18 protein-coding genes are annotated in these 20,801 nt (G+C 62.7%); 12 read left to right on the top strand and 6 right to left on the bottom strand.

Features of this window, described 5'->3' with window-relative positions; translation table 11 throughout:
- Positions 1–15: 15 nt before the first annotated feature.
- The 8 genes from BUA38_RS09380 to BUA38_RS09345 all read left to right on the top strand — a co-directional run bounded on the left by BUA38_RS09380 (position 16) and on the right by BUA38_RS09345 (position 11,699).
- The gene (locus BUA38_RS09380) at positions 16–900 is read left to right on the top strand and encodes an alpha/beta fold hydrolase (protein ID WP_072817676.1); all 885 of its coding nucleotides are present in this window, start codon (positions 16–18) and stop codon (positions 898–900) included.
- A gap of 149 nt (positions 901–1,049) precedes the next feature.
- Positions 1,050–1,247, top strand: a complete 198-nt coding sequence (locus BUA38_RS36620) for a hypothetical protein (protein ID WP_156898463.1) — start codon at positions 1,050–1,052, stop codon at positions 1,245–1,247.
- Between the two features lie 441 nt (positions 1,248–1,688).
- The gene (locus tag BUA38_RS09370; protein WP_072817674.1) at positions 1,689–4,898 is read left to right on the top strand and encodes an efflux RND transporter permease subunit; all 3,210 of its coding nucleotides are present in this window, start codon (positions 1,689–1,691) and stop codon (positions 4,896–4,898) included.
- 15 nt (positions 4,899–4,913) lie between these two features.
- Positions 4,914–6,182: an efflux RND transporter periplasmic adaptor subunit gene (locus BUA38_RS09365; RefSeq protein ID WP_083587520.1), complete on the top strand. Its 1,269-nt coding sequence runs from the start codon at positions 4,914–4,916 to the stop codon at positions 6,180–6,182.
- Between the two features lie 131 nt (positions 6,183–6,313).
- The gene (locus BUA38_RS09360; protein WP_072817673.1) at positions 6,314–7,873 is read left to right on the top strand and encodes an efflux transporter outer membrane subunit; all 1,560 of its coding nucleotides are present in this window, start codon (positions 6,314–6,316) and stop codon (positions 7,871–7,873) included.
- A 24-nt stretch (positions 7,874–7,897) separates the two neighbouring features.
- The gene (locus tag BUA38_RS09355) at positions 7,898–8,593 is read left to right on the top strand and encodes a response regulator transcription factor (protein WP_072817672.1); all 696 of its coding nucleotides are present in this window, start codon (positions 7,898–7,900) and stop codon (positions 8,591–8,593) included.
- Positions 8,580–9,935 carry a sensor histidine kinase gene (locus BUA38_RS09350; RefSeq protein ID WP_072817671.1) on the top strand — a complete coding sequence of 452 codons (1,356 nt, stop codon included), beginning with the start codon at positions 8,580–8,582 and terminating at the stop codon, positions 9,933–9,935. Before BUA38_RS09355 ends, BUA38_RS09350 begins: the two co-directional genes overlap by 14 nt.
- 111 nt (positions 9,936–10,046) lie before the next feature.
- Entirely contained in the window at positions 10,047–11,699 is a 1,653-nt protein-coding gene (locus tag BUA38_RS09345; RefSeq protein ID WP_156898462.1) for a tetratricopeptide repeat protein, read from the top strand.
- A 7-nt stretch (positions 11,700–11,706) separates the two neighbouring features.
- Here BUA38_RS09345 and BUA38_RS09340 read toward each other — a convergent pair whose 3' ends face one another.
- The 3 genes from BUA38_RS09340 to BUA38_RS09330 all read right to left on the bottom strand — a co-directional run bounded on the left by BUA38_RS09340 (position 11,707) and on the right by BUA38_RS09330 (position 13,664).
- Positions 11,707–11,985, bottom strand: coding sequence for a hypothetical protein (locus BUA38_RS09340; protein ID WP_072817669.1), 279 nt, complete (start codon positions 11,983–11,985; stop codon positions 11,707–11,709).
- A gap of 207 nt (positions 11,986–12,192) precedes the next feature.
- The gene (locus BUA38_RS09335; RefSeq protein WP_072817668.1) at positions 12,193–13,200 is read right to left on the bottom strand and encodes an aldo/keto reductase; all 1,008 of its coding nucleotides are present in this window, start codon (positions 13,198–13,200) and stop codon (positions 12,193–12,195) included.
- A 35-nt stretch (positions 13,201–13,235) separates the two neighbouring features.
- Positions 13,236–13,664, bottom strand: coding sequence for a PaaI family thioesterase (locus tag BUA38_RS09330; RefSeq protein ID WP_072825978.1), 429 nt, complete (start codon positions 13,662–13,664; stop codon positions 13,236–13,238).
- A 152-nt stretch (positions 13,665–13,816) separates the two neighbouring features.
- Here BUA38_RS09330 and BUA38_RS09325 point away from each other — a divergent pair, with 152 nt between their 5' ends.
- Complete coding sequence (locus tag BUA38_RS09325; protein WP_072817667.1) at positions 13,817–14,791, top strand: Bug family tripartite tricarboxylate transporter substrate binding protein; 975 nt, start codon at positions 13,817–13,819, stop codon at positions 14,789–14,791.
- Positions 14,792–14,851: 60 nt separating this feature from the next.
- Entirely contained in the window at positions 14,852–16,057 is a 1,206-nt protein-coding gene (locus BUA38_RS09320; RefSeq protein WP_156898461.1) for a hypothetical protein, read from the top strand.
- Positions 16,058–16,232: 175 nt separating this feature from the next.
- On the opposite strand, the gene BUA38_RS09315 is transcribed toward BUA38_RS09320, so the two are convergent.
- Entirely contained in the window at positions 16,233–16,529 is a 297-nt protein-coding gene (locus tag BUA38_RS09315; protein ID WP_072817665.1) for a hypothetical protein, read from the bottom strand.
- A 199-nt stretch (positions 16,530–16,728) separates the two neighbouring features.
- On the opposite strand from BUA38_RS09315, the gene BUA38_RS09310 reads away from it, so the two are divergent.
- On the top strand, positions 16,729–17,205 hold the full coding sequence (locus BUA38_RS09310; protein WP_072817664.1) for a hypothetical protein: 477 nt from the start codon (positions 16,729–16,731) through the stop codon (positions 17,203–17,205).
- 7 nt (positions 17,206–17,212) lie between these two features.
- Positions 17,213–18,115, top strand: coding sequence for an HpcH/HpaI aldolase/citrate lyase family protein (locus BUA38_RS09305; protein ID WP_072817663.1), 903 nt, complete (start codon positions 17,213–17,215; stop codon positions 18,113–18,115).
- 100 nt (positions 18,116–18,215) lie between these two features.
- Here the strand turns inward: BUA38_RS09305 and BUA38_RS09300 are convergent, their stop codons facing one another.
- Together BUA38_RS09300 and BUA38_RS09295 are read right to left on the bottom strand one after the other, a co-directional pair.
- Positions 18,216–19,388, bottom strand: coding sequence for a beta-propeller fold lactonase family protein (locus BUA38_RS09300; RefSeq protein WP_244553224.1), 1,173 nt, complete (start codon positions 19,386–19,388; stop codon positions 18,216–18,218).
- Complete coding sequence (locus BUA38_RS09295) at positions 19,372–20,697, bottom strand: MFS transporter (protein ID WP_244553223.1); 1,326 nt, start codon at positions 20,695–20,697, stop codon at positions 19,372–19,374. The genes BUA38_RS09300 and BUA38_RS09295 overlap by 17 nt, the downstream gene beginning before the upstream one ends.
- Positions 20,698–20,801 lie beyond the last annotated feature (104 nt).

Below are 20,801 nucleotides of genomic sequence, written 5' to 3'. Positions count from 1 at the left end.
AGCAGGGAGAATACCATGCCATATGCAACGACGGACGACGGGGTGCGGCTCTATTTCGAGGAGACCGGCACGGGTGAGCCGGTGATCTTCGTGCACGAATTCGCCGGCGACTTGCGCAGCCACGAGCCGCAGATGCGCTATTTCGGCAAGCGCTATCGCGCCATCGCCTATAACGCGCGCGGCTTTCCGCCCTCGGACGTGCCGGAGAACGTCGCGTCTTATTCGCAAGGGCGCGCGGCCGACGATATCCTGGCGGTACTCGATCACATCAAGGCACCGAAAGCGCACATCGTCGGTCTTTCGATGGGCGGCTTCGCGACACTGCATTTCGGCATTCGCCATCATTCCCGCGCGCTGTCACTTTGCATCGGCGGTTGCGGCTATGGCGCCGAACCGGACAAGCGCGAGATCTTCCGTGCCGAAGCGGACGTCATCGCTGGTTCGTTGCGGAAGGATGGCATGGCGGCGTTTGCCGAACGCTACGCCTATGGCCCGACCCGCGTGCAATATGAAAACAAGGATCCGCGGGGGCACGCCGAGTTCAAGAAGATGCTCGCGGAACACTCGAACATAGGTTCGGCCAACACCCAGCAGGGCGTGCAGAAGGAACGGCCGTCGCTCTACACGTTGGTCGAGGAGATGAAGCGGATCACGGTGCCGACGCTGGTGATCACCGGCGATGAGGATTGGCCGTGCCTGTTGCCGGGGATTCTGATGAAGCAGAACATTCCTTCCGCTGCGCTGTCGGTGATCCCGAATTCCGGTCACGCCATCAACATCGAGGAACCCGAGGAATATAACCGGATCGTCGGCGATTTCCTGGCGCAAGTCGAAAGCGGCCGCTGGCCGCAGCGCGATCCCCGCGCGGTCTCTTCCTCGATCACTGGCATGAAAAATTGACCGGGAAATCAAGGTGCTGGCCGACATTCCACTGGGCGGAACGCGATCGTTGACGCTTGTGTGGAATCGCGCCAATCTTTGGGCCAACCCGTGATCAATACGTCAATTGAAACAAGGACACGGGGGGTAAAGGGAGCGCAGTGGGGACGATGAGCAAGGATCAACGCTCATCCGATCGGGAACGACTGGACCGGGACGGGGCGGCTGAAGACGCACTGGAACTCGCGCGCCAGATGGCGCCTGGTCCCGAACGCAACGAAGCCCTCAAATTGGCAGGCGCACTTCGCCGCTCCGCCGACAAGCGGGGCGTGGTTTTCGCCAAGCGAGGACGGCCGCGCAAGTTGTGAAGGGCTTAAGCCCTTCGACGTCCGGTTCGCGCCGCATGACAGCCGTGTAAAACACCGATGTTCGGCAGCGCTTTCGCGGTGCATTTTGCGCTGCAACGTGACGATCTCGCGATGGCCGAATGCGGCCTGAAATCCAGGCAACGGGCATCATGGAACCCGCTGACGGCACACTAAATTTTATATTAGTTGCCGCGCTGCGGCAGCCTTTCCATCATTTGCACTGCGTATCGGCTTTCGCGCGATCCCGGCCGGCTACCCCGGTCTGGGCTTGTCGCGCTTTCGATCTCACGTTGGGTGTCTGGAAGGATACAGCTGTTGTCATGATCGTATCCGTCCGGACCTTGCGGGGAATAGTGAATTCCGCGCCGAGATCGTTGTATCCTGATCACAACCCGTTAGGCTGCCGGCGACGCCTCGGCCAGATCTTGGGAGGATAGCGCCGTGTGGATCGTTCTGACCGCGCTGAGGCGTCCCTATACGTTCGTTGTGCTCGCGGTGCTCATCGCGTTGTTTGGCGTTCGCGCCGCGCTGACCACCCCGACCGACATCTTCCCGAACATCAACATCCCGGTCATCGCCGTCGTCTGGAGCTATAACGGCCTGCCTCCGAACGACATGTCGGGCCGCGTGATCTACTACTATGAGCGCTTCCTGACCGCCCAGGTCAGCAACATCGAGCACGTGGAGTCGCAGTCGCTGGCCGGCTATGGCGTGATCAAGGTCTTCTTCCAGAAGGACGTCAATATCGCTGCCGCGATGGCACAGGTGACAGCGTCCTCACAGACGGTGCTGAAATTGCTGCCGCCCGGCATCACACCGCCATACGTACTGAGCTACAACGCCTCCAGCGTGCCGATCCTGCAATTGGCGCTGTCGAGCACGGCGCTGCCCGAGATGCGATTGTTTGATCTCGGGCAGAATTTCATCCGGCCACAACTGGCGACGGTGCGGGGTGCAGCGGTGCCGTCGCCCTATGGCGGCCAGGTGTTGCAGGTGCAGATCGATCTCGACCAGCAGGCGATGCAGTCGCATGGCGTCTCGGCGGAAGACGTCGTCAATGCGGTTTCGGTGCAGAACCTGATTCTTCCTGCCGGCGACCAGAAGATCGGCAAGTTCGACTGGAACGTCTCGCTCAATGCCAGCCCCGTCAATCTCGAAAAGATCAACGACCTGCCGGTGAAGAAATCCAACGGCACGGTCATTTTCGTCCGCGACGTCGCCTATGTCCATCAGGGCTCGCCGCCGCAGACCAATCTCGTGCGGGTGAACGGCTCGCGCGCCGTGCTGATGACGATCCTGAAGGCCGGCGCGGCGTCGACACTGGACGTGATCGAGGGCGTCAAGTCGCTGCTGACACGGGTGAAAGAGACGCTGCCGCCGAGTCTCAATCTCGAAGCCGTCGGCGACCAGTCGGTGTTCGTCAAGGCGGCGGTGTTCGGCGTCATTCGCGAGGCCATCCTGGCCGCCGTGCTCGTCGGCGTGATGATCCTGTTGTTTCTCGGCAGCTGGCGCTCGACCGTCATCATCCTCACGGAAATTCCGCTCGCCGTGCTGTTCTCGCTCACGGCGCTGTCGCTGCTTGGCGAAACCATCAACGTCATGACGCTGGGGGGACTTGCACTCGCGGTCGGCATCCTGGTCGACGACGGCACCGTGACCATCGAAAACATCAACTATCATCTCGAGCAGGGCAAGGAGATCGAGCCCGCGATTCTCGACGGTGCGCAGCAGATCGTGATCCCGGCCTTCGTCACCTTGCTGTGTCTGTGCATCGTCTTCGTACCGATGTTCCAGCTCGGCGGCGTCGCAGGCTATCTGTTCCAGCCGCTGGCGGAGGCGGTCGTGTTCGCGTTGATCGGCTCGTTCATCCTGTCGCGCACGCTGGTGCCGACGATGGCCAACTTCCTGATGAGCGCGCATCACCATTCCATCGAAACCGACATCGGCCACGACAGGCTGCCCATTCGGTCGCGCAATCCACTGCTGCGATTCCAGCAAGGCTTCGAGCGGTACTTCGAACGGTTCCGTGGCGGCTACCGCGCGCTGCTGGTCAGGGCGCTCGAAGCGCCGAAAGCCTTCATTGTCGGTTTTCTGGCCTGCGTCGCGGTATCGTTCGTGCTGGTGCCGTTTCTGGGCTCGAACTTCTTTCCGGCGGTCGATTCCGGCCAGATCCTGATGCATGTGCGCGGCCAGCCCGGCACGCGCATCGAGGAGATGGCCCGCCTGTTCGAACAAGTCGAGCAGACGGTGCGCACGACGATTCCGCACGAGGAACTCGCCAACATCGTGGACAATATCGGCTTGCCGTTCTCCGGCATCAACATGGCCTATCAGAACACCGGCACGATCGGACCGGAGGACGGCGATGCGCTTATCTCGCTGAAGGAGGACCACGGTCCGACCGCCGACTACGTCAAAAAACTGCGGACGATCCTGCCGCAGAAATTTCCGGGCACCAGCTTCTCGTTCCTGCCCGCCGATATCGTGTCGCAGATCCTGAACTTTGGCTTGCCGGCGCCGATCGACATACAAATCGTCGGCAACAACCAGAAAGCCAACTACGCCTATGCCAATGACCTGCTGAAGAAGATTCGCCAGGTGCCGGGCATCGCCGATCTTCGCATCCAGCAGATCTTCAACTATCCGCAGATCAATATCGATGTCGACCGGACCATGGCCGCCGACGTCGGCCTGACCCAGCGCGACGTCGCCAACAGCCTGCTGGTGACATTGTCCGGCAGCGGGCAGGTGAAGCCGAATTTCTGGCTCAACCCGGAAAACGGCGTTTCCTATCCGATCGTGGCCCAGATGCCGCAATATCGCATCAACAGCATTTCCGACCTGTCCAACATTCCGATCACCACGTCGGAGAACGGCACGGTCGCGCAGCGCTATCTCGGTGGACTCGCCAAGATTAGCCAGGGCCCGAGCGCGGGCGTGGTGTCGCACTACAACGTGCAGCCGGTGATCGACATCTTTGGCGACACGCAAGGCCGCGACCTCGGCGCCGTCTCCGCCGACATCGAGAAGATCCTGGCCGAGACCAAGAAAGACCTGCCACGCGGTTCCTACACGGCCGTGCGCGGTCAGGTTCAGACGATGAATAACGCCTACAGCCAGCTCTATCTCGGCCTCGCCGGTGCGATCGTGCTGATCTATCTCGTGATCGTCGTCAATTTCCAGTCCTGGCTTGATCCCTTCATCATCGTCACAGCTCTGCCCGCCGCGCTTGCCGGCATTGTCTGGACGCTGTTCATGACCGGTACCACGCTATCGGTACCGGCGCTCACCGGCGCGATCATGTGCATGGGCATTGCGACCGCCAACAGTATCTTGCTGGTGAGTTTCGCGCGCGAAGGACTTGAGAACGGCTTGAACGCGACCACCGCGGCGCTCGAGTCCGGCTTTACCCGTTTTCGTCCGGTGCTGATGACGGCGCTCGCGATGATCATCGGCATGATTCCGATGGCGCTGGCGATGGGCGAGGGCGGCGAACAGAACGCCCCGCTCGGCCGCGCGGTGATCGGCGGACTTGCTGTCGCAACGCTTGCCACCCTGTTCTTCGTTCCGGTCGTCTTCAGCGTTCTTCACCGCAAGAGCGACCAGGTGCCGGCGACGGCTATCGTGCCGTCGGGCGAGCCGAGCCGGTGATTGGGAGAGATAACCTTGCTTGACGCTCATCCGCATCACGCCCCGCCGGAACAAGACACCCGGCCAAACAAGATAGCGCCGCCACCCGGCAAGTCGCGCTGGATCGCCATCGTTGCGGTGCTCGTCGCGATGGGAATCGCCGTCTCGGGCATCCTGTGGCGCCGTCAGCAGGAGAGTGAGGTTGCGAAGTGGACGGCCGATCTTGCCGTGCCGATCGTTGCGACCGTCTCGCCGAAGCAGGGCGTCACGGGGCAGCAAATCAATCTGCCCGGCGATATCGAGGCCTGGTTCGAGGCGCCGATCTATGCGCGGGTCAGCGGCTATCTGAAGGCGTGGCACTTCGACTTCGGTGCGCATGTCGAGAAGGGGAATTTGCTGGCGGAAATCGACGCGCCCGATCTCGATGCGCAATTGGCGGCGGCCAAGGCGAAGCTGAATTCGGCCGAAGCCCAGGTCAAGGTGAGAGAGGCCGAGCGTAACTTCGCCGAAACCACCTATGCGCGCTGGCGTGACTCGCCGCGGGGCGTCGTTTCCCAACAGGAGACCGAGGCCAAGAAAGCGGAATTCGGCAGCGCCGATGCGCGGTACAAGGCGTCGATCGCCGAAGCCAATGTCAATCAGAGCGAAGTCGACCGGCTTACGGCATTAGAGGCCTTCAAGCGTATCATCGCTCCTTTCGACGGCGTCGTGACCCAGCGCAATACCGACATCGGCGCCTTGATCAATGCCGGCAGCAGCACCAGCAACGGGCCGCAATTGTTCCGGGTCGCCGACGTGCACGAGATGCGGGTGTTCGTGCAGGTCCCGCAGGAAATATCCTCGAACATGAAGGCCGGTCTCACCGCCGAGATGATCCTGCCGCAGTATCCGGACAAGACGTTCAACGCCGTGGTGTCGACGACGTCGGAAGCCATCAACAAGACGGCGCGGACGCTGTTGGTCGAGCTCCATGCCAAGAACGCCGACAATCTCTTGCAGCCGGGCACCTTCGCCCAGGTGCGGTTCAACCTCGCCGATACGCCGGGCGTGCTGCGAATCCCGACCAGTGCGCTGATCTTCCGCGAGAACGGCCCGCAATTGGCGATCCTTTTGCCAGGTGACAAGGTCGATTTGCGCTCGATCAAGCTCGGCCGCAACCTGGGAACCGAGTTTGAGGTGCTGGCAGGTCTTTCGGCGTCGGACACGGTCATCAACAGCCCGCCGGATTCGCTATCGCAAGGCGAGCAGGTTCGGGTTTCGAAGGATGCGCCACCGCCGCCGGCCCACGAGGCCGAAGTGCGATGAGCAGCTTCCGTTGCTATTTGACAACAAGGCTTCAGCAAAATTCTGCGGGTGGGTTGACGAAGATCGGGCGGACGACGTCCTATCGGCGATGTTTGGCAACTCGCGCCTCTGGGGCATAGCGGAATAGGTGCATGAGAGTCCAACGCCTCGCCTGTGTGGTCGTGTGTGCCGGAGCCTTGGCGGGATGCGCCCTGGGTCCGGAATATTTCACGCCCGATGCCGCTATCCCTGCGAGCTTCACAGCGCCGCCTTCGGGCCAGGGGCCGCAATCCGGCGGCGCCGGTCCCGAACTCTGGCAATGGTGGCGGACGCTGCATGACCGGCAGCTCAACGAGCTGATCGACCTTGCGATCCAGAACAATATCGACCTCAAGATCGCGCTGGATCGCTTGCAGCAGGCGCGCCTGCAACTGATCGTGGTCGGCGCGCAAGCCGTGCCGCAGCTCAATGGCGGCGTCGGCGCCGGCACCGGCACCGGCACCGATGAGACCAAGGGCAGGGTCGCGCAGGCGTTGCGCGACGGCGACAACAATACCGGCCTGAAGAAGATCACCGGCGTCGGCGGCCTCGACGCCGAGTGGGAGATCGACATCTTCGGCAAGATCGCGCGCCGCATCGAGGCGCAGGTCTACACCGCCGAGGCGCTGAAGGAGGCGCGCGACTGGGTCTATGTGGTGGTCGCGGCCGACGTCACCCGTCTTTATTTCGACCTCCGGGCGCGCCAGGACCGGCTGCAAATCCTCTACCGCAACATCGAGGCGTCGCGAAAGATCCTCGATCTCGCGCAGACCCGTCTGGATCGCGGCCTGACCAACGAACTCGACGTGCTGCTCGCCAAGCGTCAGGTCGAGACCTTGCAGGCCGACGTCGAGCCGCTCAAGGCGCAGATCGCCGCCAGCGCCTACGCCATCGCCGTTCTGGTCGGCGACTATCCGGAAAACATTTCCCGCCGCCTGCTGCGGCCCGGCGCGGTTCCGCGCCTGCCGGCCCGCGCACCTGCCGGAACGCCGGTCGACCTGATCCGACGCCGTCCCGATATTCGCGAGGCCGAGCGCCTGCTCGCCGCTTCGGTGGCCGATATCGGCGCCCGGACGGCGGAACTGTTCCCGACCGTCGCGATCACCGCCGGCGCGGGCGGGCAGACCGGCCCGCGGTCGGGTTCGACCGTTCCGATCATCTGGATCGCCTCGATCGGACCGACGCTCAACGCGCCCATCCTCGACTTTGGCGCGCTCGACGCCCGAATCGAGATCGCCGACTACCGGGCCCACGAACTGGCGGGCGTCTACAAGGAGACGATCCTCACCGCGATCCAGCAGGTGGACGAAGCAAACTCGGCCTATCAGGGCTTCCGTCAAAGCTTGCGTAGCCTCGACCTCGCGCTCGATGCGGCGCGTCAGGCGACCAGGGTGGCGACCGAGCGCTACGATCGCGGCCTGACCGACTTCCTCAACGTCCTGGACGCCGAACGGCAGCAATTTACGCTGGAGCAGCAACGCGCCGAAATCGTCCGGCTTGCCGGGGACAGTTTTGTGGCGCTCTATAAGGCGCTCGGCGGCGGCTGGCCGCCGGACGAAATCATTCCGCCGGTCAGACGCCCGGATCCCGCGGTGATCGCGGCGGTCAAGCGTCTTGCCCAGGACCCGCCGCATGCGCGGCCGGATCCGCCACCGCCGGGATTGACGCCCTGACGTGAGGTAGGGATCGAGCCTGTGATGAACAAAGCCGAGGCCCGCGCTCAGACCATCGTGCTCGTCGAGGACGAGCCGGCGATGGTAGACGAGATCAGGGGCGAGCTTGAAAGCAAGGGCTATCTGGTCCGGCCGGCCTCCATCGCGCAGGCCGCGGACGCAGCGCGGGTCGGCGACGCTGCCATGATGATCATGGACCGGATCGTGTTCGGCGAGGACAGCATCGTGACGCTGCAAGCCTTGCGCAGGGAAGGCGTCAAGGTGCCGGTTCTGGTGATCTCGGCCTTGTCTTCCGTCGACGAGAAGGTCAAGGGCCTGAAGGCCGGCGGCGACGACTACCTGACCAAGCCGTTTGCCATGGTCGAGCTTTCTGCGCGGGTCGAAGCCATGCTGCGGCGCCTCGATGACGTGCGCACCACGAAATTGCGGGTCGGCGATCTCGAGATGGATCTGATCGAAAAGACGGTCCATCGCGCCAGCAACAGGATCGAGCTGTTGCCGCGCGAGTTTCGCCTGCTGGAATATTTTCTGCGCCATCCCGGGCGCGTCATCACGCGGGCGATGCTGTTGCAGGAGGTCTGGCAGTATCACTTCTCGCTCGAGACCAACGTGGTCGACGTCCACATCAGCAACCTGCGCAAGAAGATCGACACGAAAGGGACACCCTCGCTGATCGTGAACATACGCGGCGCGGGCTTTATGCTGAATGCGAATCCTTGAATTTTTCCGTTCCTCGGCGGTGCGCGTCGCGCTCGCCTTCGTGCTGGTCACGACCGTGGCGACCACGGCGGTGTTCGGTCTCGTGTACTTCCGGATCGGCGAGGCCAACGAAGCCAGGAACCGCATCATCCTGGAAACCGAGGCCGCCAAGAGCGTCGACCGCTCCGTCGAGGAATTAAGGGGCGCCTTTGAAGTCAGGCTGACGAACGATCTGCGGCGCATCGATTATGCGGCGCTGTTCGATTCCAATCGCAAGGCGATGTTCGGCAATATCGACGCCCTGCCTCCGATTCCGGTGGACGGCAAAGCGCATTACGTTGCGGCGACGCATGTGCCCGGCAGCGACAACCGGATCGAGCCGGTCATTTTCGTCGCGCGTCAGCGTCCCGACGGCAACATCATGGTGCTTGGCCGCAGCTTGCTGGAAACGCTGGCCTTCCGCCGCACGGTGCAAAGCGCGCTGCTGGCCGGGCTTGCGCCGATGCTGCTGCTGGCGCTTGCCATCGGCGCCTACTTCGCCCGCCGCTCGTCGCGCCGGCTCACCGCCATTCATGACACCATTGCCCGCATCATGAAGGGAGATACGGATCTGCGGCTGCCGGTCGGTTCGCGGCGCGATCCGATCGCCCGGATATCGCGCGACGTCAACCTGATGCTGGACGAAATCGGACGGCTGCTGGTGCAGCTCAAGGGCGTCGGCGACAATATCGCCCATGACTTGCGCAGTCCGCTCGCCGTCGTTCACGCCCAGCTCGAGCGCGGGCTCGAAAGTTCGAGCGACGAGCAACTGCGCACCGTTGCGAAACAGGCGCTCGCCCATATCGACAAGGCCATGCTGACGGTGGCGGCGCTCCTGCGTCTGGCCGATGTCGAATACAGCCCCACATCGCGCAACTTTCAATCGATCGACCTGTCGGCGATCTGCGCCGATCTGTTCGAGTTCTACGAGCCGCTGGCCGAGTCGAAATCGATCAAGATGACGCTGGAAACGAAATCGCCGGTCCAGATCCAGGGCGATGGCGACCTGATGCGCGAGGCGGTCTCGAACCTGATCGGCAACGCCATCAAGTTCACGCCCGAGAACGGCAGCGTCGGCATTGCGGTGTTCCGGGAGAACGGCCTGCCGGTGGTGCGGGTGCGCGATAGCGGGATCGGCGTCGAACCGGCGGAGCGTGACAAGATATTTCAGCGTTTCTACCGGACCTCGAGCGGGCACCGCGTTCCCGGCAGCGGGCTTGGCCTGAGTATCACCGCGGCCATCGCCAACCTCCACGAGCTCGACCTGCGGTTCAACGACAATAACCCCGGCGCCGTGTTCGAAATGGTCGGCCGCAGGCGCTAGTGGCGGTGGCGGGCTTGGTAACAAGTCGTTAACCAAGAATTGGCAAAGCTCGGCGCGGTATTTCCGCGTTCACCTTGGCCGATTCACCGCTTTACGACAAAGGCGACCTCGATGCAGACCTCAGCGCCTGCTGGCGTTTCTCCGGATAATGACGTCACCAGTTCCGCCGCCCAGCAGCAACTGCGTCTTGGTCTTGACCTGTACAAGCAGGGAAGGGCCGCGGACGCCATCGCCGCGTTCCGGCACGGGCTTGCGGAGGCCGAAAAGAGCGGGACCGAATCCACCGAGATCGTGTCCGAACTGCATTCCAAGCTAGGCAACGTCGCAGCGGCCTCCGGCGATGTCGGGCTCGCCAGCGCCAGTTATCAGGCGGCCTTGACGATCGCGCCGCATCTGACGAATTGCTGGTGCAGCTTTGGCGATCTGCATTTGAGATGCGGGCAGCACCAGAGCGCCATCGAGCTCTACCTTCAGGCCTTGAGGATCAACCCACGCCATTGGGCGGCCCGGGCCAACATGGTTCAGGCGCTGATGGCGGCAAAGCAATATCTCGTCGCCAAGGCGATCCTCATCGAGTTGAAGGGCGAACGCCCGCAGGACGCGCGAATCCACCACCTGCTCGGCAAAACGCTTTTCGAGCTGAACGAGATCGGCCCCGCGATCGAAAGCTTTCAGGAGGCCGTTGCGCTCAATCCGCAGGACGCCGAGAGCATCAACTGGATCGGTGCGCTCAGACAGGCGGCCGGCGACGACAAGGCCGCGCAACAAGCCTATGCGGAAGCGGCGCGGATCGAGCCGCTGATCCGCCGTCCCGCCGCCAGGCAGCCGGCGGAATTTCGCGTGCTGGCGCTGTACGCGCCGTTCGGCGGCAACACGCCGACCGAATATCTTTTCGAAAACGCGTTTTTCGACACCGATACGCTGTCGCTGTTCCCCGACCGTGACTACGACACGGCTGCCTTGGGGGAGAACATCCACCTCGTCATCAATCTGGTGTCGGACGCGGACCAGACCGGGGATTTGTTGCCGCTCGCGGCCGACCTGGTCGACCGGTTCGGTCTGCCGACCGTCAATCATCCGCGCAAGGTTGCCCAGACGACACGCGATGCGGTTGCGAAACTGCTTGGGGGAATTCCGCACTGCCGCGTTCCGCAAGCGCTGCGGCTGAAAGCGGGTAGCGATCATTCCGAAGCGGCGCTCGAGGCGATGTTGCCGTTCACGTCGAGCTGCCTGGCGCGGCCGGTCGGCACCCATGGCGGCGACGATTTCGAAAAGGTCGAGGATCTCGCAGGCCTGTCCGCGTTCCTGTCGCAACGGGCGGACCACGACCACTACCTGATCGAATATATCGACTATCTTTCGGCTGACGGTCATTTCCGGAAGTACCGGTTCATCTTCGTGGACGATCAGGTCCTTCCCTATCATCTCTGCATCGGGAGCGACTGGAAGCTGCATCACATCAACACCGACATGGCCCATCACGCCTGGATGCAGCAGGAGGAGGCGGCGTTTCTCGGCGATGCCGGCGCGGTATTCGGGCAAGCGCAGATGCAGGCGCTACATGATATTCGTGCGCGCATGGGTCTGGATTATTTCGGGATCGATTGCGGGCTCGATCGCGACGGCAATGTCGTCGTGTTCGAGGTCAACGCCTCGATGCTGGTCCACGCCCGTAACGAAGGCTTCCTTTACAAGACGCCGGCGGTGGAACGCATCAAGTCTGCCTATGACGCGATGCTGCGAAAGCTGGTCAAACCGCGCTAGCCGAGCGTTATTTCAATTCCTGCGCCTGCAACAGCACCGATAGCGTGCCCTGGCTGAGCCGCCCCGACGGATGGCGCGGCTTGCGGTCAGCTCCCTCGATCTCAGGAAAGTTCTGCGCCGGAAGCCGCATGGGCATCGGCTGGTTCGCCGCGCCGCTCTCGCGCGTCTCGGCCGTCTCGTCGAGTTCGCCGGTCAGCCCGACGCCGATGCGGCGCTTCTTCTCGGTCTTCTTGGGCTTCGGCGGCGGCGTATAGATGATCGGCGGCAGTGTGTGATGTTTTGACATGTCTCATGGCCTTTTGTGAGCAAACTCACGCAACCGACACGAACCCCCATACATGAGCAAAGCAAAGCTCAGGCCAGATAAATTAGCTTTGTAAATCAACGCCCAATTGCGCGTGCGCCATTAAGACCCCGGCAAGCTTTGCCTGCCGGGGACGATCTTTCCGTCCGAAAATGTTTCGCTTTGTTGCTGGTGTGGGTACGCCAGAGCCTAACCGCGCGTCTTCCGGCCTTCGATCGGGTATTGCGGATCGTTGTAGCCGGGCGTCGACGGGTGACCTGTGACAACGAGCCGGTCGATCAAGGCTTCGTCATCGGCCGTGAAACGATAGTCGAGCGCGCGCACATAGTCGTCCCAATGCGCTTCGGTGCGCGGGCCGGCGACGACGCCAGTGACAAAGGCCGAGTTGAGCACCCAGCCGACCGCGAACTGGCCCGCGGTGATGCCGCGCGCTTCCGCATGCTTGCGGATTTCCTGCGCCAGTTGCAGCGACTCCGGCCGCCATTCCGTCTGCATCATGCGGGTGTCGCTGCGACCTGCGCGCGTGCTGGCGTCCGGCGCGGCATCCGGCTTGTATTTGCCGGTGAGTACGCCGCGCGCGAGCGGGCTATAGGCGACGATGCCGAGCCCATAATAATTGCAGGCGGGAATGTGCTCGACTTCCGGCATGCGGTTCATCGCGTTGTAATAGGGTTGGCTGACGATCGGGCGATCGATGCCGATATCGTCGCAGATGTTGCAGATTTCAGCGACGCGCCAGGACCGAAAGTTCGAGACGCCGAAATAGCGCACCTTGCCCTGCTTGATCAGTTCGCCCATCGCGCGCACGGTTTCCGAAAGCGGTGTCGCATGGTCTTCCTTGTGCAGATAGTAGATGTCGACGTAGTCGGTGCCGAGCCGCTTCAAGCTTTCGTCGGCGGCTTGCAGCACCCAACGCCGTGACAGGCCGCCGCGGCTGGGATCGTCGCCCATCTGATTGGCGAGTTTTGTCGCTAGCACCCAGCCCGGCCGGTTGTTGGAAATGGCGCGGCCGACCACGGTCTCCGAGCCGCCGCTCGAATAGGCGTCCGCCGTATCGATGAAGTTGATGCCGGCTTCGCGCGCCTTCGCGACGATGCGCATCGAGGTCGCTTCATCGGTTGGCCCGCCGAACATCATGGTGCCGAGGCAGATCGGTGAAACCTTGAGGCCGCTGCGGCCAAGTTGACGATACTCCACGTGGCGTTCCTTTCGATTGAAAATCCGAAATCAGGTCAGGAGTTGTCTTTGAGGATCTTGAAGACGCCGCTGGCGGTCGCAACGACCCGGCCTTCGGCCACGACCTCGGTGGCGGTGAAGATCAGCGTGTGCGTGACGCGGACCACGCGCGGCTTTGCGATCAGAAGTTCGCCGATTTGTCCCGCGTCGATGAAATGCACGTCCATCTGAACCGTGGCAAGCGTCGGCCGTCCGGAAACCAGCCGCGCGATCATGCCCGAGGCGCGGTCGGCCAGCGTCATCAACACGCCGCCCTGCACCCGGTCGCGGCGGTTGTGATGCTTGTGCTCTGCGAGGATCGCGTATTCGTGATTGCCATCCTCGGCACGCTCCCACAGCGGGCCGATCAGGTTCAGGAACCCGCTGGTTTCGACCTCGGTCCAGCCGGCCGCTTTCAGCTTTTCGTGGGCCGGTTCTGTCGTCATCGGAAGCTTTCTTGCAGGCGTGATTTTGTTCGCATTTTGCGGCCATTTCTTCAATCGATAGTACCTCTTAGTCAAGCGGAATGGTCGCCTTGCAGAGGCCTCTGCTTTCGACGACGATGAGAGAAAATAGGGAATATTCGGGAGGTCTGCCCATGCGCGGTGTGAGCGCGTTGCTTGCCCAGTTGTTGGTCGCGCTCGGCGTCGGCAGTGGGGTCGCCGGCGCGCAAACCTATCCGAGCCGCACGATCACATTCGTGGTCCCGTTTCCGCCGGGCGGTTCGACCTCGCTCGTCGGACGCGTGATCGCCGACCGGATGAGCCAGTTGCTCGGCCAAAGCATCATTGTCGACAACAGAGGCGGGGCAGGCGGCACGGTCGGCGCCAAGGCGGTCGCCAAGAGCGAACCGGACGGTTACACGCTCATGGTCGGTTACACCGGCACGCTTGCGATCGCCCCGTCTCTCTACCGCAGTGCCGGCTACGATCCGCGCAAGGATTTTGTGCCGATCGGCATGATCGGCAGCGCGCCGTCGTCGCTCGTGGTGCATCCGTCGTTTCCCGCGAAGACCGTGGCCGAGGCGATCGCTTATGCCAAAGCCAATCCGGGCAAGGTCAACTTCGGCTCGGCCGGCATCGGCACGGTGGGCCATATCACGGGCGAGTATTTTGCGCGTGCGGCCGGAATCCGGATCGTTCACATCCCCTACAAGGGATCGGGACCGGCCGTCAGCGACCTCCTGGGCGGACATATTCCGATGTCGTTCTCGCCGATCGCGACCACCGCCGGCAACGTCAAGGCGGGCTTGTTGCGCGGCCTTGCCGTGACCTCGGTCCGCCGCAACCCGTTATTGCCCGATGTGCCGACGATGATCGAAGCCGGTGTCACAGGCTTCGATGCGGTCCTCGCCTATGGTCTCGTGGCGCCCGCGGGCACGCCGCGCTTTGTCATCGACAAGCTCAACGCGGCGCTGCAAACGGCGCTTGCCTCCGATGAGGTAAAAAAGCAGCTCGAGCTTGACGGAACCGAGATCACGCCGAGCACGCCGGAAGAATATGCCGATTTCATCGACAAGGACGAAAAGAAGTGGTCGGAGCTCGTAAAGGCGAGCGGGGTCGAGCCGGAGTAGTGCGGCTTTTGGGCGCAAAATCCGTTCCCACCTGGCGTCTTGATGCTTTAGAATCCAGGCATGCCCCTTCAAATGATTCGTCTTCGCGCCGCCTCGTTCGTGCTTGCGTTGCCGCTCGCCGCCTCGTCGCTCGTGGTTTTTCCTGCGCAGGCCACCGATAGCGCAACGTCATCTCCGGCCAACGCCATGGCGCAGGCCTCGCCGCTGTCGGTCGGGGAATACCGCAGGCTGTTGCGCGAATATCAGGAGGCGCGCGGGGCCTACGAGGAAGCGGCAAGTGCCTATTGGAATGCGATCGCCGAGAAGCGCCGCGGCCGCAACGCCAAGCGTCGCGAACATATTCCGATCGCGCTCGACGATTATGTGTTGACGCAGCCCCCTAGCTATACCGGACCGAGGCGGCCGGTGAATCCCGAGCCGGAAGAGCCGGAAGCAAGACCGCCGCGACCGCGCAAGCCGATTCCCGTGGTCGGCGATCTCCTGCAGGCGGCGAACGAGCACTTCCAGTGGACGCCACAGAAGCCTGCGAGCGAAGTCGAGTTCAAGCGCGCTTATGCGCGCTACGCGCTGGCCGCGGGGCTGACGCGCGAGCAGGCAGTGCGGGTCTATTCGTTCGAGACCGGCGGCACGGGCAATTACGATGTGCAAGCGGGCATAGAGCACGGCGGCAGACGCGCCATCTCGACTGCGATCGGCTACAACCAGTTGCTCACCACCAACAGCATCGAACTGCTTGCGGAAAAGGGACCTGAACTGGTCAACGAACTCTCGCAGAGAGCCGCCGCATCGTCAGGCCCGCGCCGTGAGGCGATGGACCGTAAGGTCGCGGTGCTGAAAAAGATGGTGGCTTATGCGCGTTCGGTACCCGACGAATGGGCGGCACATGAGAAGCTTGCCGATACGCCGCAAGGCTGGGCGTTGCATGCCATGGTGCTCGACATCGATGTCGGTCCGATGTTGCAGACCCACAAGCTTCTGACGTCGGTCATCTTCGCACGCACCAAGGGTTACACGCGCCCCCTGACGGCGGCCGAACTCGAGATGATGAATCTCACCGGCGACGGCACCGGGCTCGATATGGTGACGATGCCGCAGGCGATGCGCGAGCAGGTGCCGACCTCGAATTTCTTTCAACGCGGCGGCTATGAGCGCAACCCGGTGGCGATCCGCCACAATACGGTCGCCAAGCTGCTTGCGATCACCGACAACCGGATGGACTCAAACAGCAGCCTGCCGGGCGCTAGGGAGCTCTCCTCGGCGTTTTAGTTCGACGTCGTCCCGGCCAAGCGAAGCGCGAGCCGGGACCCATAACCACCGGCTCCAATGAAGCGGTCCGGACGTTCGCCACGTCGTATCAATCAAGGCCGCGGAGTATGGGTCCCGACTCAGCGTTCGCTACCGCTCACTTGGCCGGGACGACGGGCAGAGGATGGGCTGCTGCTTAATTCGACCCGAACATGAATTTATCGCCCTCGAGATAGGGGCCGGTGCGCATATAGAGCTGTCCGTTGTGCCCGACGAAGAACAGCGTGCCTTTCGGCACTTTCTTGGCGCCTTTCAGCAGCAGGCCGGCGTTGCTGGTTCCCATCTTGTAGATGTGGGTCTTGCCGTCCTTGTCGTAGGCGTAGCCCATGTCCGGCTTCAGCTCCCAGGCCGCCGGCTCCTCAGCGAAAGCCGGCGCCGACAGCGCGGCGAGCACGGCTACCGCCATCAACGGCTTGATCGAAATTCGCGTCATGTCCTCATATCCTCCCCAGGATGGCGTCCAGCCCATCTCACGCAGCCCACGTATTTTGAACAAATCACGAACGGTGTCGTGCCGTCAACACGATGCGACACGAGAGACGCAACGCCAATGACTTTGTCATTTCCTGCCCCACGCTTCACCATTATCTTTGGTAGCAATGGGCTGCGGAAAACGTTTGGGGGCGATTCGAATGAAGCATTTTGTGAAAATTGGTTTCTGCGTTGCGTTGTTGCTGCCGCTTGCGGACGCGGCATGCGCCGACGACTTCAAACTCAGTAACAATCAGCGCATTTCCTGTAGCCGCGGCCTGTCCGCCGGCAAACTCAACACCGCGACCTGCAAGTCCTACGCCTATGTCTTCAATACCAAGACCTCGGAATATTTCCGCTGCCAGGTCACACTGGCGCTGACGCGCGACAACAAGGAAGTCATCAACGTCCAGACCGACGGTGGCTGCGCCAAGAAACCGCGCGTTTTCGAAGCCGATTCCAGTTATTCCTTCGACGCCACCGAGACCGAGCCGCCGAATACCAATTCGTTCTTCGGGCCCGGCGGCTACTCGATCTGGGTCAGCGACAATACGAAGCAGAAAGTGCGCGGCTGCATCACCATCTCTTCGGGGCTCGGCTCGGACATTTCGAAATGTCTCGACATGACGTTCCAGTGAACCCCCGATGCGCCGTCTGCGGCCAGCGCGATTTTGCCGGTCCTGGCTCCTTCTCGAAGGCGCCAATGAAGCGGTGCTGGGCCGCGCGCCGGAGAGCGGCGCCGACGTCCTGATCCAGGAGCTGGAAGATTTCACGCCACCTGAATTGCGTCCCGCCGCGCGGACGCTGGCGCCTGATCTCTATGGGGCATGGCGCGCGGCCGGCCAGATCGCCGGCGTTCGCGTCAATCCGCTCGATCAGGACGGCATGGACGATCTCGCCGCCGTGATGCGTGGGGCGCCGGACATCGTCGCGCTGCCGAAGGTGGCCGAACCTTTTCATGTCACGCGGCTCGACGAAGCGGTGACGCGGTTCGAGCGCGACTACGGCATCCCCGAAGGCTCGACCGCGCTGTTGCCGAATATCGAATTCGCCCGCGGTCTGGTGCAGACCGTTGCCATAGCGAAGGCCAGCCGGCGCACCAGCGCCTGCCTGATGGCCTCCGAAGACATGGCCGCGGATCTCGGCGCCGAGCGGGGGCCGGACGGTGTTGAACTGGCTTATTGCCGTCAGCGCTTTCTGGTCGAGTGCGTCGCCGCCGACGTCGTCGCGGTCGATTGTCCCTATACGTTCAGCGATCCGGAAGGCGTGGCACAGGATACGCGCTGGGCGCGTCGGCTGGGCTATGTCGCCAAAAGCCTGGTCGATCCGGCGCATGCGCTAGTCGTCAACGGCGTCCTGTCGCCGGGCGTGGACGAGGTTGAGCGCGCCAAACGCCTCGTTTCGGCATTTGACGCTGCGCGTGCAGCGGGGCAGGGGCGGGTCGAGCTCGATGGGGCGCTGGTCGAAATGCCGGCCTATCAGACCGCCAAACGCCTGCTCGCCCGTCACGAGGCAATGCAGGCGTATGAGCGGGGCAGTTCGAGTTAGCGGACATAGCCCGTCATCGCGAGCGGCAGCGAAGCGATCCAGTTTTCTTTGTGGTCCTAAATCGCTTCGTCGCAATGCTCCTCGCGATGACGGTTGTTTCTTAATGCCCCATCCGCGCCGAGGCCGGATGACCCGGCACTTTGAAGCGCTTGCCGGTGTCGGTCACCTTGGTGCCGTTGACCTTCAGGATCGAGAAATCCTGATCGATATAATTTCCGGCCAGAAGATACTTGCCGTCCGGTGTGAATGCGACCGCCTCCGGCAATCCTCCGACCTCGATGTCCTGGGTCTTGGTCACCTTCTTGCCGTCGATCTTCAGGATCGAGAGGCTGCCGTTCTTCTGGTAGAAGAACGCCTTCTTGTTGGCGTTGGAGCCACGCAGGATCGCCGCGACCGCAAGATCGCCCTTGGGCGACATGGCAAGCCCCTCGGGGCCGTCGCCGACCACGACGCGATCGATGATCCGCGGCGGGTTGGCTTCGAGGTCGATCACGCTCGTGGTGTCGACGCTGCCGTCGGAAGCGCCGGAATTGCCGTTGTCCGAGGTCAGCGCGATCTTGCTGTTGGGCGTGACCACGACGTTATATGGCCACTGGCCGGTCGGCAGGTCGACCTTGTTATAGGTCACCTTGTCGCCGTCGACGTCGAGCACCGAGACCTTGTGCGCGGGGAAGCGCACGGCGAGCGCATGCTTGCCGTCGGGCGTGAAAATGACATGCGCGACGCTGTCTGGGAAGGTGATGGTATCGGTGATCTTCACGTCGGTGCCGTTCACCGACAAGACGCTGATCGAATTATCGGCGCGGTTGGCGACCAGCGCCATCTTGCCCGATGGGCTGAAGCTCAGGCCCGATGGCTGCTTGCCGCCGGTGATGGTGGCCGCGAGCATCGGCGGATTGGCCTTCATGTCGATCACGAAGATCTGGTTGTTCGGCACCTGCTTCAGCGCGTCGCCATCTTTTACGACGTCAACCGAATTCGCGACCAGTGCGACCGAGCCGGTCGGATCGATGTCGAGGTTGACGGGCGGACCGACCACGGAATTCTCCAGCGGCAGCGTCGCCACGATCTTGGGATCTTCCGGATTGGCGAGGTCGACGATCAGAACGGAATCCTTGCCCGGAGCGGCGAGGATGGTCTTGCCGTCGTTGTCCCATGTCACTTTCTCGTCGATGCCGACGATCATGAAGGGCTTGGCATGGACGCAAGTGACGGCCGCGCCGCACAGCATCGTGGTCGCGAGCGCAAATCCGAGGTTACGAAAAACAGACATATAATGTTCTCCCTGGCACCGGCCTCTCACGGGCCGGTTCGCGGGGGGACATTACGCGGGCCGCATCGCTGTTGCTAGTCTTCCGGATTCGACCTTGGTATGGCGCGGTCTCCGGCATCAGAGCTGCGAACAAACCGAGGCCAATGCCCGCGACGGCGGCGAGAAACAGGAAAGCTGCGTCATATCCGGCATGGACCACGATGAAGCCGGCGACGCCGGTACTCAGCGCAGCGCCAATTCCGGTCGCGGTGGCAATTGCGCCCTGGCTGACGTTGAAGTGGCCGGTGCCATGGGTGAGGTCGGCGACCACGAGCGGAAATAGCGCGCCGAAAATCCCGGCGCCGACACCGTCGAGCAGTTGCACCGATAGCAGCCAGTACGGGTTGTCGGAGACCGGATAGAGCGCGCCGCGCAGCATCAGCACGGCGAGCGCCGCGGCAAAGATCGGCTTGCGGCCCCAGGCATCCGCTTTTTTGCCGACCAGGATCGCGAACGGCACCATCACGATCTGGGCTGCGATGATGCACACCGACATCAAGGTGGTGCCGAGGTTGCGATTGACGAGAGCGAGCTTCTGGCCGACCAGCGGCAGCATGGCTGCATTCGAAAAATGAAACAGCGCGGTTGCGACCGCGAAGATCAGAAGTGGCCGGCAGGTCAACAATACGCGGTAGCCGGAGGGTTGATCGTGCGGGGCCGGATCGTCCGCGTTGGTATGGTCGAGGCCGCGTGCGACATCATCGTCGATGGCCTCACGCGGGATCGAAAGCGTTGCCAGCACGCTCGCCAGCGCCATCGCGGCGATGAGCCAGAACACCGTCACGGGTCCGTAGAAATAGGCTGAAAGCCCGGCAATCGCGGCGCCGGTGGCGTTGCCGGCGTGATTGAAGGCCTCGTTGCGGCCGATGCGGCGCGCGAAGGCCGAAATCCCGACAATTCCGAGCGACAGCGCAGCAACGCCGGGCGCGAAGATGCTGCCAGCGGCGTGCGCCAACACCTGCGTCGCGGCGACCGGTATAAATTGATCGGTGAATGGCAGCGTGAGGCTCCCCGCGGTGACGCCGATGGCGGCCGCAACCATCCAGCTGCGTTTGGCGCGGCTGCGGTCAATCAGTGCGCCGGCCGGCGTTTGCGCCAGGATGCCGGCGAGTGCCGCCAGCGACATCACCTCGCCGATGCTGGCCTCGTCCCACTTCCGTTCGGTCAGCAGGTAAATCGCGAGGTAAGGGCCGAGGCCGTCGCGCACATCGGCGAGAAAGAAATTCAGCGCATCCAGCTTGCGCTCAACGTGTTTGTCCGCCTGCCGCAAGCTAATCCTCACTCTCGTGATGGCTCCCCAACAAGAATGACCCGTCACAGGTTCCGGCAGGCTTGCGATTGAACAGTTGACCGCGGCCCTTAGCTTGGTCAATT

The organism is Bradyrhizobium erythrophlei (assembly GCF_900142985.1).
Taxonomy (GTDB): domain Bacteria; phylum Pseudomonadota; class Alphaproteobacteria; order Rhizobiales; family Xanthobacteraceae; genus Bradyrhizobium; species Bradyrhizobium erythrophlei_B.
Note: the sequence above shows the minus strand (reverse complement) of the source record. Positions and strands in the feature narration are given on the sequence as shown.

Bases quoted from the DNA above. Each gene is read 5' to 3' on its own strand.
- BUA38_RS09380 (WP_072817676.1), top strand. From the start codon at position 16: ATGCCATATGCAACGACGGACGACGGGGTGCGGCTCTATTTCGAGGAG.
- BUA38_RS36620 (WP_156898463.1), top strand. From the start codon at position 1,050: ATGAGCAAGGATCAACGCTCATCCGATCGGGAACGACTGGACCGGGAC.
- BUA38_RS09360 (WP_072817673.1), top strand. From the start codon at position 6,314: ATGAGAGTCCAACGCCTCGCCTGTGTGGTCGTGTGTGCCGGAGCCTTG.
- BUA38_RS09355 (WP_072817672.1), top strand. From the start codon at position 7,898: ATGAACAAAGCCGAGGCCCGCGCTCAGACCATCGTGCTCGTCGAGGAC.
- BUA38_RS09350 (WP_072817671.1), top strand. From the start codon at position 8,580: ATGCGAATCCTTGAATTTTTCCGTTCCTCGGCGGTGCGCGTCGCGCTC.
- BUA38_RS09345 (WP_156898462.1), top strand. From the start codon at position 10,047: ATGCAGACCTCAGCGCCTGCTGGCGTTTCTCCGGATAATGACGTCACC.
- BUA38_RS09340 (WP_072817669.1), bottom strand. From the start codon at position 11,985: ATGTCAAAACATCACACACTGCCGCCGATCATCTATACGCCGCCGCCG.
- BUA38_RS09330 (WP_072825978.1), bottom strand. From the start codon at position 13,664: ATGACGACAGAACCGGCCCACGAAAAGCTGAAAGCGGCCGGCTGGACC.
- BUA38_RS09325 (WP_072817667.1), top strand. From the start codon at position 13,817: ATGCGCGGTGTGAGCGCGTTGCTTGCCCAGTTGTTGGTCGCGCTCGGC.
- BUA38_RS09320 (WP_156898461.1), top strand. From the start codon at position 14,852: ATGCCCCTTCAAATGATTCGTCTTCGCGCCGCCTCGTTCGTGCTTGCG.
- BUA38_RS09315 (WP_072817665.1), bottom strand. From the start codon at position 16,529: ATGACGCGAATTTCGATCAAGCCGTTGATGGCGGTAGCCGTGCTCGCC.
- BUA38_RS09310 (WP_072817664.1), top strand. From the start codon at position 16,729: ATGAAGCATTTTGTGAAAATTGGTTTCTGCGTTGCGTTGTTGCTGCCG.
- BUA38_RS09305 (WP_072817663.1), top strand. From the start codon at position 17,213: ATGCGCCGTCTGCGGCCAGCGCGATTTTGCCGGTCCTGGCTCCTTCTC.
- BUA38_RS09300 (WP_244553224.1), bottom strand. From the start codon at position 19,388: ATGTCTGTTTTTCGTAACCTCGGATTTGCGCTCGCGACCACGATGCTG.